The sequence below is a fragment of the Amycolatopsis sp. NPDC059027 genome (genome assembly GCF_042739735.1).
Classification (GTDB): domain Bacteria; phylum Actinomycetota; class Actinomycetes; order Mycobacteriales; family Pseudonocardiaceae; genus Amycolatopsis.
Map to the genome: position 1 here is coordinate 96,603 of NZ_JBHYIK010000005.1, position 13,699 is coordinate 110,301.

Consider the following 13,699-nt stretch of genomic DNA (forward strand, 5'->3'; position numbering starts at 1 on the left):
GAGGGGAACAATGCGGATCGACAACGTGTATCTCGCGTCGGCAGGGGTGTGGCTGCCCCGGCGGATGTCCGGGGCCGACGCCGTCGCGCTCGGCCAGTACGAGCAGGACGACCTGATCGACAGCGGTCTCGACGGCGCACTGGTCGCGGGTGACGCGGCACCGGTCGACATGGCCGTTTCGGCGGCGGAACAGGCGTTGACGCGTGCCGGTATCCACGCGGGCGACGTCGATCTGCTCGTCCACAGCAGCGTTTTCCGGCAGGGCCCGGAGATGTGGGCCGCGACCGGTTACCTGGTGCGCGAACTGGGCTGCGGCTATCCGCCCGCGTTCGAGATCCGCCAGGGCTGCAACGGCATGATGCGGGCGCTGGAGATCGCCGCCGGGCAGTTCGCGCTCGCGCCGGGCACCGCGCTGCTCACCGCCGCGGACAACTTCACCTCGCCGGTGTTCGATCGCTGGCGCGGCGGCGGGCCAGGGTTCGTCGTCGGCGACGCCGCCAGTTCGTTGCTGCTGAACAGCACCAGCGGATTCGCCGCCGTCCGTTCGGTGAACTCCGCGACCGTGCCGGAGCTGGAAGGGCTGCACCGCGGTCAGGAACCCTTGTACAGTCCCGAGGCCGACCGGCCCATCGACATGACCGCGCGGGCGCTGTGGTTCGTCCACTCCGGACAGACGGTGCCCGGCGCGAACGACCACGCGGTCAAATGGCAGCTGGAAGTCGTGCACCGGTCGCTGAACGAGGCCGGGATCGCGCCGTCGCAGCTCGCGCGGGTGTTGTTCACGCACTGCGCCGGGTACATGGTCGACCAGTGGATCATGCGGCCGCTCGGGCTGCCGATGTCGCGGTCGGCCTGGGAGTTCGGCAGGACCGTCGGCCATCTCGGCGCGAGCGATCACGTCGTCGCGTTGAATCACCTGCTGGAAACCGGTGAACTCGCGCCGGGCGACCATGTCCTGCTCGCCGGGGGCGCGCCGGGGTATTCCGTGTCGGCGGCGGTGCTGACCATCACCGACCGACCGGCCTGGGCCGGAAGGGAGTGACCATGCGTGACCCGATCGCGATCATCGGCATCGGCTGCCGTTTCCCCGGAGCACAGGGCCTTGACGGCCTTTGGCGGCTGCTGGAGTCCGAAGTGGACGCCATCGAGGAGATCCCCGCCAGCCGGTTCGACGTCGGCGCGGTATACGACCCGCAACCGGCGACGCCCGGCAAAACCGTGTCGCGGTACGGTGGTTTCCTCGACGACATCGATCGGTTCGACGCCGCGTACTTCGGGATCTCACCCCGTGAGGCCGCGCACCTGGACCCGCAACAGCGGTTGCTGCTGGAGACCGCCGCCGACGCGCTGCACGACGCGGGACTCACCGCCGAGCGGCTCGCGGGCGGCCGCGCCGGGGTGTTCGTCGGCCAGCTGACCACGAACTACTGGGAACACCTGAGCAGGCGCGGAATCCTCGACATCTACGCCAATCTCGGCACCGCGCGCAGCAGTCAGTCGGGGCGGCTGTCGCACGCCTTCGATCTGCGCGGGCCGAGCGTTTCGGTCGACACGGCGTGTTCGTCGGGTCTGGTCGCGGTACATCTGGCGTGCCAGAGCCTGCGTTCCGGTGAGTCGGAGGTCGCGCTCGCGGCCGGGGTGAACGTCATCCTCAGCGCTGACGAGGGCATCACGTTCTCCCAGGCGAACATGCTGTCCCCGGATGGCCGGTGCAAGTTCGGCGCTGCCGCTGCGGACGGGTTCGTCCGCAGCGAAGGCGTCGGCGTGGTGGTGCTGAAACCGCTTTCCCGCGCCCTCGCCGACGGCGACCCCGTGCACGCCCTGGTGCTCGGCTCCGCGGTCCGCAACGATGGCGAGAGCGGCGGTTCGATGATGACGCCCGCCGAGGAGGGGCAGGTCGAGACGCTGCGGGCGGCCTACGCGGACGCCGGTGTCGATCCCGCGGAGGTCGGCTACGTCGAGGCGCACGGTACCGGGACACCGGTCGGAGACCCGGTCGAACTCCGTGCCATGGCAAGGGTTTTCGGTGACTCGCGGCGATTGCCGGTGGGCTCGGTCAAGACCAACATCGGGCACGCCGAGTCGGCGGCGGGGATCGCCGGGCTGGTCAAGGCGGTGCTCTGCCTCCGGCATCGGCGGATCCCGGCAAGCCTGCACGCCGGTGCGCTGACTCCGGCCGTCGACTGGTCGACGCTGCCGGTCGAGATCGTGCGCGAGGCCCGTCCGTGGCCGAGTTCCGGCCGGGCGATCGCCGGGGTCACGTCTATCGGGATCTCCGGCACGAGTGCGCATTGCGTGGTCGCCGAACACGTTCCGGACCCCGTTCCGCCCGAGACCGAGCCGAGGGCGTCGCGGCTGCTCGCCCTCTCCGCACGCAGTCGTCCGGCGCTGCTCGACCTCGCCATGTCCTCTGTGGACTACCTCGAAACCGGCAGTGGCGCGGCACTTGCGGACATTTGCTTCACCGCGGGTGCGTGTCGTGATCACCACGAACACCGCATGACCGTTGTCGGCGCTTCCCGCGGCGAGATGGCCGAAAAACTACGTGCCTTTGTGGACGGTCGTCCGGCTCGTGGCGCCGGGATCGGCGAAGCGACGGGGACACCGAGGATCGTGTTCGTCTTCCCCGGTCAGGGTTCCCAGTGGTCCGGAATGGCGCGTGAGCTGCTGCGCTCGGCTCCCGCCTTCGCCGCCGCGCTCGCCGAATGCGACGCGGCCGTGCGGGCCGAAGCCGGATGGTCGCCGATCGAGCTGCTGACCGACGGCGGGCTCACCGGGATCGCTTACGTGCAGCCGACGTTGTGGGCCGTCGAGGTCGCTTTGGCCGCACAGTGGCGTTTCTGGGGCGTGCTGCCGGACGCCGTGGTGGGACACAGCATGGGCGAGGTCGCGGCGGCATGTGTTGCGGGATCGTTGTCCCTCGCCGACGGCGCCGCCGTGATCTGCCGCCGCAGCGCAGTGCTCGCCGGAGTCGCGGGCAAGGGTGCGATGGCCTCGGTGGAGCTGACCGTGGAACAGGCCGAGGCGGAGATCGCGCCGTGCTCGGATCGGGTGTCGGTGGCCGTGAGCAACAGCGAAAGCTCGACAGTGCTGGCCGGCGACCCGGTGACGCTCGACGAGGTCCTCGCCCGGCTCGACGAACGCGAGATCTTCCACCGCAAGATCAAGGTCGACGTCGCGTCGCACAGCCCGCAGATGGACGCACTGCGTCCGGAACTGCTCACCGCGATCACCGGAATGGAACCGGCTCCGGGCGATGTGCGCATGGTGTCCACTGTGGATGGTACCGACCTCGGCGGAACCGAGCTGACGGCGGACTACTGGGCGCGCAACCTGCGTGAACCGGTGCGATTCGGTGCCGTGACACGTGCGCTCGCCGAGGAAGCTCCGACGATCTTCGTCGAGATGAGCCCGCATCCGTTGCTGGTGTCCGCGGTGCGGGAAACGCTCGACGCTGTCGGATCGGGTGCCGTCGTGGCGTCGACGCGCCGTGACGAGCCGGAACTCGCGACGCTGCTGGACTCCCTCGGTGCGGTGCACCGCGCGGGTGGGCGAGTGGACTGGGCAGCGGTGTGCCCCGGCCGCACGGTTCGGCTGCCCGGCTACCCCTGGCAGCGGGAACGGCATTGGTACATCGAGGAATCCGCGCCCGTGGCGCATCCGCTGCTGCGAGGCTTCACCAAGACGGCCGACGGCCGGTGGGAGGGCAGGATCGACCTGTCCGTCAACGCCTACCTCACCGGACACCAGGTGCAGGACACCGTGGTGCTGCCAGGGACGGCGTACGCGGAACTCGTGCTCGCGGCGGCCAAGGGACCGGTCGAGCTGTGCGACATCACTTACCACCGTGCGATCTACCTCGACGCGGAACCGCAGCTGGGGCTGGAGGTCGCCGACGGCCGGTTCATCGTGTCGTCCCGCTCTGGCGAGTCCACTTGGGACACCTGCGCGTCCGGCTCGGTACATACTGTCCCGGCGTCGCGCCCGCGGATGGCGCCCGCCGAACTCCACGGCGGAGCCACGGAACATTTGAGCGGCGAGCAGTTCTACGAACGGTTCACCGCGTCCGGCAACCAATGGCTCGGCTCGTTCCGGGGGATCGCCGATCTGTGGCGTCGTGATGACGAAGCCGTGGCGAAGATCGAAATTCCTTCCTCCATTGTGGACACCATCGGCACGCACGTCTTCCATCCGGCGGTCCTGGACGCCTGCGGTCAGGTGCTCGCGGCCACTGTGGACGCTGCCGAACACGCCGGGCACGGCGCCACGTTCGTCCTCGGCGGCATCGACGCGCTCCGCGTTCACGAGCGGCCGCGCGGAACGGTGTGGTCGCACGCGATCCGGACCCGCGACGAGCGAGACGATTCGTTCACCGGCGACGTCACGGTGACCGACGAGGACGGAAAGGTCCTCGCCGAGTTCACCGGCCTGCGCCTGCAATACCTCGACCCCGTGCCGGAAGCCGAGCCCGCGGACCTGTTCCACGAGGTGTGCTGGCGACGGGTGCCCGCGCCGGAACCGGTGGAGTCGTCCGGCTACTGGGTCGTGTTCGCCGACGGTGCCGGTGTGGGCGCCGACCTGGCCGCGCGGCTGGGGTCCCGCGTCGCGATCGTTCTCCCGGGCGAGGAATTCCGCGTCGAAGCGCCCGGCCGCTACCGGATCGACCCGGACGCCGAAGCGGACTACCAGGCGGTCTTCCGCTCCGTCCGGGGTGAGAACCCTGGTGTCACTTGCCGGGGTGTCGTGTACCTGTGGAGCCTGGACGCGTCCGGCCCCGACGACGTCGCGGCCTGCCGGAGGGTGCCGCACCTCGCCAGGTCGCTCGACGGACACGCCGGGCTGTGGCTGGTCACCCGGGGCGCGCACCGGATCGGCGGTGATCGGGTGGTGCGGCAGGAGCAGACCGCGTTGTGGGGCCTCGGCCGGACGCTGGCGCGGGAGCAGCGCGACCGCCGGGTGCTCGTCGATCTGCCCGAGGACGCGCCGGTCGATCTGACGCGTGAGATCCGGGCGGCCGACGACGGCGAGAACCAGATCGCGCTCCGTGCCGACGGCCGGTACGTCGCCCGGCTGGTCCGTGGTGTCCCGGAAGCGGTCTCGGGCCCGTCCGAGATCCGGCCCTCCGCGCCCGGTCTGCTCGACGAACTCGCGCCACGGCCCGCTTTCGCCGTCGATCCCGGCCACGGTGAGGTGCTGATCCGGGTCGGCCACACCGGTGTGAACTACCGGGACGTTCTGATGGCGACCGGCACTTACCCGGGGCAGGGCGCCGAAATCGAGCTCGGCTGGGAATGCGCCGGGACCGTCGCCGAGATCGGTCCCGGTGTGGCTGGACTGTCCATAGGGGACAGTGTCGTGGCGGCGACGGGTTCGGCGATGGGGACGCACGTCCTCGCCGACGCGCGTCTCGTGCTCCCGATGCCCGCGCGGCTTACCGAGGCGGAGGCCGCGACGCTGCCGATCGCCTATCTGACGGCGTACTACGGCCTTCAGGTTCTGGGCCGTTTGCGGGAAGGTGAGCGGGTGCTGGTCCACTCGGCGACCGGCGGTGTCGGGATAGCGGCTGTTCGTTACGCGCAGTGGAAAGGCGCCGAGGTCTTCGCGACGGCGGGGAGCACGGGGAAGCGCGCGTTGCTGCGCACACTCGGCGTCCGGCACGTGAGCGATTCCCGGTCGGTCGATTTCGCCGACGACGTGCTGGCGGCGACGCGCGGGCGCGGCGTCGACGTCGTACTCAACACGCTGACCGGGCCCGCGATCGAGGCGAATCTCCGCGCACTGGCGCCCTATGGTCGTTATGTCGACATCAGTAAACGGGACGTCATCGGGAACACGCCGGTCGGGCTCGGCCCGTTCGGCAAGAACCTGACGTACTCGGCCTTCGACGTCACGGATCTCCTGCGTGAGCGGCCGGAGGAGGCGGCGGCCGCGCTCGAGCACGTCCTCGGTCTTGTCGATGCCGGACTGCTCGACCCGCTGCCGCACGAGACCTACCCGGCGACCGACGCGGCCGCGGCGTTCCGGCGGATGGCGTCGGCACGGCACACCGGCAAGCTCGTCCTCGATTTCACCGGTGTCCAAACCGGACAGACGGAGATCCGGCCGGACGCGACGTACATCGTCACGGGCGGGCAGGGCGGCCTCGGCCGTGTCGTCTGCGAATGGCTGCTGGACAACGGAGCCACACATGTCCTTTCGCTGGGGCGTTCGGCGGTCGCGGACACCGGCGATCCCCGCATCGTCCACGAGCAGGCCGACGTCGCCGACGAGGCCGCGTTACGTGCCGTGCTGCGTCGCCGGGAGGAGGCCGGGCTGCCGGTGCCTCGTGGGGTCGTGCACGCGGCCGGGGCGGTCGACTACGCCGCGCTCGACGAGGTGACTCCGGCGAAGTTCGCGGACGTACTGCGGCCCAAGGTCGCGGGCGGCTGGGCACTGCACCGGGTGCTGCTCGGCAGGTCGCTGGACTTCTTCGTGCTGTTCTCGTCCGGCTCGTCGATCCTCGGCTCACCGCGGCTGGGTGCCTACGCGGCGGCCAACGCCTTCCTCGACGGGCTCGCCGCGCACCGGCGGCTGGCCGGATTACCCGCGACGAGTGTGAACTGGGGATTCTGGTCGGGGACCGGCATGGTCGCGCGATACGAGCGTGAGCACGCGCGCGGACTCACGCCGAAGGGGTTCGCCAGCTTCGGGCCGGAGACCGGGATGGCCGTGCTGGGTGAGCTGCTCGACCGCGACGTCACGCAGGCCGCGGTGCTCGCCGCGGACTGGCCGCGCTGGGCCGCCGCCTATCCCGAGGCGGCGAGTGATCCGCTGCTGCGGGAACTCGTCGGTTCGGTTACGTCCGAGCCGGTTCCCGAGCCCGCCCCGATCGCTGAGCCTGAGCCCGCTGCTCCGGTCAGTGATCTGACGGCGTATCTCGCCGCCGAGATCGCCGGGGTGATGGGTCTGCCGGTCGACCGGCTCGACCTCGGACAGCCGCTGAACCGGCAGGGTTTCGACTCGCTGATGGCCGGGCAGGTGCGGGGCAAGGTCAAGCAGGGCCTCGGTGTGTTGCTGCCGATCACCCGGATGCTCAGCGGCGAGAGCGTCGTCGAGCTGGCGAACGGGCTGCGCGAAAAACTCCGCGAAAGTCACCCGGACGGGGCGTGAACCGCTCCGGCGCCGGCCGCTACGTACCCGGTAGTCCGACGCTGAGGAGTGAATTGTGGCTACCACCGCACCGGCCAGGGCGGCCGAGGCAGGCGCCCGGCGGGACCGGCCGTCCCTGTGGACCGTCACCGGCACCGAACTGATCAGGATGCGCCGGGGTTTCGTCGGCTGGTACGTGCTGCTGGCGCCCGTCGTCATCACCGTCCCGCTGTACGTCACGTCGTTGTTCTCGCCCGAAGCGCGTTCCGGCAAGACCTGGCAGGTGTTCCGGGACGTCTCGCTCGAAGGCTGGGGCGTCCTCATCCCGATGACCGCGGCGCTGCTCTCGGCGCTGTCGGTCCGCGCGGATCAGGACGCCTGGCGGCTGTTGCTGTCCTACGCCGTGCCGCGCCCGCGTTACCTGCTCGGCAAGTTCGCCGCGCTGGCCGTGCTCACCGGCGTGTCCACGGTGATCCTCGCGGTGCTGCTGTCCGGCGGCGCCGCGCTCAACGGGCAGCTCGGCGCCAGCTTCGGCACGATCGTCGCCGCGTGTTTCCTGCCCTGGCTCGCCGGGCTGGCCACGACAGCGCTGGCGCTGGTGGTCGCGGTCATGTGGGGGCTCGGGCCGACGATCGCGGTCGGCGTCGCCGGGATGCTGAGCGGAATGCTGGTCTCCGACAAGGACTGGTGGTACGCGATCCCGTTCGCCTGGCCGATGCGGGTCATCCTTCCGCTGGCCGGGATCGGGCCCAACGGTGTCCCGCTGCGGGCGGACAGCCCGCTGCGCGACCACGGCGTCATCCTGCCCGCCGTCGCCCTCTCGGCGGTCTTGCTCGCCGTGCTGCTCGCGGCAGGCAGTGTCCACATGCGACGGAAGGAGATCTGACGTGCACGCCCTCGAGGTTTCCGCGCTCCACAAGCATTACGGCGCTCACCGCGCGCTCGACGGCGCCGAGCTGGAGGTGCGGGCGGGCGAGGTGTACGGCCTGCTCGGCCCCAACGGCGCCGGGAAGTCGACGCTGATGAAGACCGTGCTCGGCCTGCAACGCCCCACCAGCGGGGAAATCCGGCTCTTCGGGAAACCGTACGATCGGGCGTTGCTCGCCGATGTCGGCGCGCTGATCGAGACGCCGGGGCTGTGGCCGCAGCTGGACGCCGTCGCGCACCTGCGGATCCACGCGCGGCTGCGTGGCGTGCCGGAGAGCTGGATCTCCCACGTGCTCGACGTCGTCAAGATGGGCGACGTCCGGGAGCGCAAGGTCCGCGCGTACTCGCTCGGGATGCGCTGGCGGCTCGGCATCGCGATCGCGTTGCTCGCCCGGCCGCGGCTGATCCTGCTCGACGAGCCGACCAACGGCCTCGACCCGGTGGGCATCCGGGAGATGCGCGGCATCATCCGGGCACTGGCCGACGGCGGCACCACGGTGCTGATCTCCAGCCATCAGCTGCCGGAGATCGCGCAGGTCTGCGACCGGATCGGGGTGCTGGTCGCCGGCCGGACGCGATACCAGGGGGAGCTGCGGGGGCTGGCCGTGAACGGCGACCTGGAGGCCGGATTCTTCCGGATCCTGGAAACCTGCGGCTCCGGCGTCCGCTGACTCCCCTCACCCGCCGCTGTGGGTGATCGGCCCCCAGCGATCACCCACAGCGGCTCCCTTTTGCCGTGCTGGTCATTGCCCCGGCTCAGGAGACATGCGCGGTTTGGCCGGACGTCCGTCTCCCGCCAGTTCGCGGGCTTCGTCGCGGGTGGTCACGAGCTTGTCGAGCGCGGCGTTGAGCGTGGCTTCTTCCCGGCCGAAGTGCTCGCTCATGCGCCGGTGCAGGTGGTCGAGGTGTGCACGGACGTCGTCTTTCGGCGTCTCGCCGCTCGACGACCAGGCACCGAGGGCCTGTTCGAATTCGGTGATCAGGCCGGCGAGCACGACATGGTCGGCTTTGAGCTGCTCGATCGTGGGCTGCAGATCGGGATGCTCGGCGAGCAGGCGTACGAAGGCCCTTGTCCTCGCGCACGTGGTGGTCGGTCAGCGCGGAGCAGAATCTGTGACAGTGCGTGAGAAGGTCGGCGGAGAGCGAAGCCGTCTTCGTGGCGTTGCGCGCACGTTTGAGTTCGCGCTCGAGGCGGTGGTGGATCGTCTGAAGCTCGAGTTTCCAAGCAATGATCCGGCGTCTGCTCATGCCGTTGCTCCGGCACATTCCCGGAGGGCACCTTCGAGGTGGGGGTACTGGAACTCGAAGCCCGATTCGAGCAGGCGGGCCGGTGCGACACGGCGGCCGCCGAGCACGATGGCGGCGCCCGCTCCGACGAAGAGCCGGGCGAGCAGTGCCGGCGACTTGCGCGGTCGATCGGCCGAGGCCACCCGCGCCAGCGTTTCGGCGAACTCCCGGCTCCGGACCTGTTCGGGCGCGACCAGGTTGTAGGCCCCGTGCCAGCCGTCTTCGGCCATCGCCCGCAGGATGAACGCGACGACGTCGTCGAGGTGGATCCAGGGCAGCCACTGCGAGCCCGGCGCGAAGTACGAGACCTTGCCCTTGCGAGCGTTGTCGAGCTGCCACGCCAGACCGCCGCCCTTCGCGGTCAGCACGAATCCGAGGCGCAGGAGCACGGTCCGCGCCGCCGGCCCCGCGATCGCGGCGGCCTCCCACTCGCGTGATCCCCGCGCGTACTCCCCTGGCAGGGACGCGGTGTACTCGTCGACCAGTTCGTCCGTGGGGGAGCCGAATCCGTAGACACCGACCGAGGACGCGTTGATCAGAGTCCGGGGGCCGGGCGATGCGTGGTCCATCGCGGCGACGAGGTGCCGGGCACCCGCGATACGTTGCCCGGTGGCTTTCCGCAGGTATCTCGGGCCCGTGAAGGGCTTGAACAGCGGAGCGCCCGCCAAGTTCACTACGTGGTCGGCGCCGGTGACCGCGGCCTCCCAGTCGCCGTTCTCTCCCTGGCGATAGGTGAGGTACCGGGCGGCGTCCGGCACGAGGACCCGGGCACGTCCGGGGTCTCTCGCCAGTACCACGACCTCGTACCGACGGGCGATCAACGCCGCGGCGACGGCTTTGCCGACCAGTCCGGTCGCGCCGGTCATGATGACTTGTCCGGTCAACGTTCACTCCTCGGTCTCGAGGGGAGGGGCGGCCATCAGCGTGGGAAGCTGGTCGAGAAGTTCGTTGTGCCAGTCGATTTCGAGGCGCAGCCTGCGCATCGTGTGCTCGAAGATCATCTTCTCCATCGCGCTGAGGTACGGGCCGGCCTCCTCGCGGAGGTGGGACATCTCCTGATGCTGATGGGTGAGCGACGCTCGGCGATCCTCGATGGCCGACCGGACCGCTTCTTCGGTCATGCCGGTGACGTGGCCGAGTGCCAGGTCGATCGGGTCGGGACTCAGCTTCGCGTCACGCAGAGCCGAGGCGCGCTGAACCACCAACTCGTGGCGGCCTTCCTCGGTGATCTCGTAAACCGTGCGGGGTGGCCTGCCCCCTGCCTGTTCGGTACGGACCCGGCGGACGAGGCCTTCGGTCTCCATTCGTTGCAACGCGCCGTACAGCGATCCCGGCTTGATGTTCGTCCACCGGTCGACATGGTCCAGCTGTGCCGCGCGGCGGATCTGGTGTCCGTGCATGGGGCCACGACGCGCCAGTTCGCCAAGCACGAAGAGTCTTGCTGAGCTCACCACTTATTCATACGTGATTACTCAAACTTGAGCAAGTGGCCTGCCGGGGCGGGCCGTGCTACCGCCGAGGAGGCTTCGACGCGAGGCGCAGGTAGGCGGCGGCTCGGCGCAGGACGGGCTCGTCGGCCAGGTCGAGAGCCTCGGCATGACGCAACACCGTGCGTAAGGTGTCCAGGTCGTAGGTGCGCACCGCATGCACCGCCAGCGACGACAACACCGTTCCCCACCAAGGAGAATCCGGCACCACATCAGGAAGCGGCGGACGCGAAGGGTGCAATAGGCCCAGCGGTTCAGGCGACGCGGAAGAGGTTCCACCGACGCGTTCGCGTTCCGCGGCGGCCATGGCGGCGACCATCGTCGTGTGGTGGCAGGTCCCGAACAGGTAGGCCTCCGCCGCGTCGCCCCGCAGAGCCGACCAGCGTGCCGGATCGTGCAGCGGGCCGGGCACGGCACCGTCCGGGCGCTGGGTGTCGGACAGTACCCGGAATCCGTGTGTGGTCACGGGACAAGAAGCGCCCAGCGTCGTGAGACACAGCAGGAGTTCCCCTGCCAGGTCGAGATTCCCCGCCGCCAGGTAGGAACCGGCCAGCACCCGCAGCAGGTCGGTGAGCCCCCGAATCCCCGGCATCGGGCGGGTGCCGAAGTCGGTGGCGTAGAAGACGACGTGGGTGAGCGCGTAGGCCTCGTCGTCCCGCAGGAACAGTGGATCCGGCGAACCGGCCACAATGGACTGTCCGACGAGGTCCGGAATCCGGGTGGGGAAACCGCCGAGTTCCAGAACGTACCGGAGTTCACATCGATGCTGCACCGGACGCCAAGCGCCTTCGTGATCCCCCGACTCGGCGGCGAGGACGTCCAGGATTCGCTCGCGAGCCAAGGGGGCCGGGCGTCCGGCGTCTTCCAGCAGCGCGACCAGATAGGCGTGATAAGGAAAAGCCTGGTCGGCGCGGCACAAACCGGAGAGGAACGACCGCGACTCCACAATGGACGAAGCGAGGTCGAGTGCCTTGTCCGGCAGCGGGTGGTCCCTGAACCGGCCGCGGCGCAGCACCCGGCACAGCACCAGCAGCTCCAGCGCCGTCCCGCCGGGGAACGGCCGCGGCGGCAGGAAGCGGTCCCATTCGGCTGGATCGAACCATCGCAGCCGATCGGTGAGCCAGCCGACGGCGTCGTCGAGCAGCGGCATCGCGCTCACCGGCCGATCTTGGCGCGGATGCACCCGGCGAACCCGCACACGAGGCCCGCCAGCACGGCGAGGTCGAGGCCGATCGGGGCGACCGCGGCGGCGGGGCCGATGAGCACCTGGCGGGCGAGATCGACCAGGTAGGTCAACGGGTTCACGTGGATCAGCGCGGCGAGCCAGCCCGGCACCCCGCCCGGCCGGAACACCGAACCGGACAGGAACAACATCGGGAACATCGCCAGCTGCACGCTTGCCTGCAAGGTCTGCACGCGCCGCAGCACCGTGGCGAGGAACAGGCCGAGCAGGCTGAACACGACCGCGCCGAGCACGTAGACCGACGCCGCGAGCGCGATCGTCCCGGCCGGCGGCCTCAGCCCGAACACGGGCGCGCACACCAGCAACACCAGGCTCTGCACCGAAACGATCGCGGTCGTGCCGACGACTTTCCCCGCCGGAAGGCACATCCGGGGCACCGGCGCGACCAGCATTTCCCGCAGCACGCCGTACTCCCGGTCCCACGCGTACGAAAGCCCGGTGGTGATCCCGACCGTGGCCACCTGGATCGAAATGATCCCGGGCAGCACGTACGCGCTGAACGGCACGCCGTCGACCGTCCCGACCATCGTGTCGAATCCGACGGCGTAGATCACCACGAAGAACAGCACCTGGGCGGCGTTGCTGACGAGCAGCCCGGGGCGGCGCACCTGACGCTGCAGATCGCGCGCGGCGATCACCAGCACCGCACGCAGGCTGCCGATCATCCGGTCCTGACCGGGGGCGAAAGTCGTCACGGTGAGCCTCCTAGCCCGCGGTCGCCGCGAGGTAGACGTCGTCCATCGAGGGCCGATGCGCGGAGACACTCAGCACGGGAACGCCGACAGCCCCCACGATCTCGGCGATCCGCCGGTCCGGATCGCCGCAGCGCACGGCGAGTTCGCCGAAGCCGGTCACGACGTCGAATCCGGCTGCCCGAAGACGCGCCGCCGCGGCCACGTCGTCATAGGTGCTCAACAGCACGCGGGACGCGTCGAGTTCGTCTTTGAGTTCTTCCGGCGAACCACGGCGGCCGACGCGCCCGCCCGACATGATCACGATCGTGTCGGCGTGCTCGGCCTCTTCCATGTAATGCGTGGAATACAGCGTGGTGACACCGAGTTCGTCCCGCATCCGCAGCAGGTCGTCCCACACCACGCGGCGCGAATGCGGGTCGAGGCCGGTGGTCGGTTCGTCGAGGATGAGCAGGCCGGGCCGGTGCAGCAACGCCCGCACCAGTTCGACGCGCCGTGCCAGCCCGCCGGAGAGTTTCTCGACGGCCTTGCCGCGGTGCTCGGTCAGCCCGAACATGTTCAGCAGGCGGTCGATCTGCGTTGCCGCGTCGGCGCGGCGCATTCCGAACAGCCGTGCGTGGAACCACAGGTTCCGCTCGACCGAGAGTTCCTTGTCCAGCGTGCGTTCCTGGAACACCAGCCCGAGCCGCCGTCGCGCGAGCTTCGGCTCGGCGCGGACGTCGTGGCCGAAGATGCCGATGCGCCCCGACTCCGGCCGCTCCGCGGTGGACAACGCCTTGAGCAGACTGGACTTTCCGGCGCCGTTCGGCCCGAGCAGCGCGGTGAGCCTGCCGGGCACGGAATTGACCGACACGTGGTCGACCGCGAGTGTCGAGCCGTAACGCACCACGATGTCGGAGAGGTCGAAGGCGAGCAGGTCGGCCGGCACGGTGACT

General features: G+C 69.9%; 10 protein-coding genes. 4 read left to right on the forward strand and 6 right to left on the reverse strand.

The genetic code is table 11. The features are described 5' to 3' along the window. Positions 1–10 precede the first annotated feature (10 nt). Genes ACFWY9_RS05225 through ACFWY9_RS05240 form a run of 4 tightly spaced genes read left to right on the forward strand, consistent with a single transcriptional unit; the run spans position 11 to position 8,726 of the window. A complete protein-coding gene (locus ACFWY9_RS05225; RefSeq protein WP_378325072.1) occupies positions 11–1,042 on the forward strand; it encodes a ketoacyl-ACP synthase III family protein in 1,032 nt (343 codons plus the stop codon). Positions 1,043–1,044: 2 nt separating this feature from the next. Further along, complete coding sequence (locus ACFWY9_RS05230; protein ID WP_378338213.1) at positions 1,045–7,149, forward strand: beta-ketoacyl synthase N-terminal-like domain-containing protein; 6,105 nt, start codon at positions 1,045–1,047, stop codon at positions 7,147–7,149. 55 nt (positions 7,150–7,204) lie between these two features. Then, a complete protein-coding gene (locus tag ACFWY9_RS05235) occupies positions 7,205–8,014 on the forward strand; it encodes an ABC transporter permease subunit (RefSeq protein ID WP_378338214.1) in 810 nt (269 codons plus the stop codon). A gap of 1 nt (position 8,015) precedes the next feature. Beyond that, on the forward strand, positions 8,016–8,726 hold the full coding sequence (locus ACFWY9_RS05240; RefSeq protein WP_378325075.1) for an ABC transporter ATP-binding protein: 711 nt from the start codon (positions 8,016–8,018) through the stop codon (positions 8,724–8,726). Positions 8,727–8,798: 72 nt separating this feature from the next. On the opposite strand, the gene ACFWY9_RS05245 is transcribed toward ACFWY9_RS05240, so the two are convergent. From ACFWY9_RS05245 to ACFWY9_RS05270, 6 genes are all read right to left on the reverse strand, one after another. Beyond that, positions 8,799–9,110, reverse strand: a complete 312-nt coding sequence (locus ACFWY9_RS05245) for a hemerythrin domain-containing protein (protein WP_378325204.1) — start codon at positions 9,108–9,110, stop codon at positions 8,799–8,801. A 189-nt stretch (positions 9,111–9,299) separates the two neighbouring features. After that, the gene (locus ACFWY9_RS05250) at positions 9,300–10,226 is read right to left on the reverse strand and encodes a TIGR01777 family oxidoreductase (protein WP_378325076.1); all 927 of its coding nucleotides are present in this window, start codon (positions 10,224–10,226) and stop codon (positions 9,300–9,302) included. A gap of 3 nt (positions 10,227–10,229) precedes the next feature. Further along, the gene (locus ACFWY9_RS05255) at positions 10,230–10,793 is read right to left on the reverse strand and encodes a PadR family transcriptional regulator (protein WP_378325077.1); all 564 of its coding nucleotides are present in this window, start codon (positions 10,791–10,793) and stop codon (positions 10,230–10,232) included. Between the two features lie 58 nt (positions 10,794–10,851). Continuing rightward, the gene (locus tag ACFWY9_RS05260) at positions 10,852–11,979 is read right to left on the reverse strand and encodes a DUF6895 family protein (protein WP_378325205.1); all 1,128 of its coding nucleotides are present in this window, start codon (positions 11,977–11,979) and stop codon (positions 10,852–10,854) included. Positions 11,980–11,984: 5 nt separating this feature from the next. Next, positions 11,985–12,767, reverse strand: coding sequence for an ABC transporter permease (locus tag ACFWY9_RS05265; RefSeq protein WP_378325078.1), 783 nt, complete (start codon positions 12,765–12,767; stop codon positions 11,985–11,987). Positions 12,768–12,777: 10 nt separating this feature from the next. Further along, positions 12,778–13,692 (reverse strand): ATP-binding cassette domain-containing protein, encoded by a 915-nt coding sequence (locus ACFWY9_RS05270; RefSeq protein WP_378325079.1) that lies wholly within the window; start codon positions 13,690–13,692, stop codon positions 12,778–12,780. Positions 13,693–13,699: the final 7 nt, after the last annotated feature.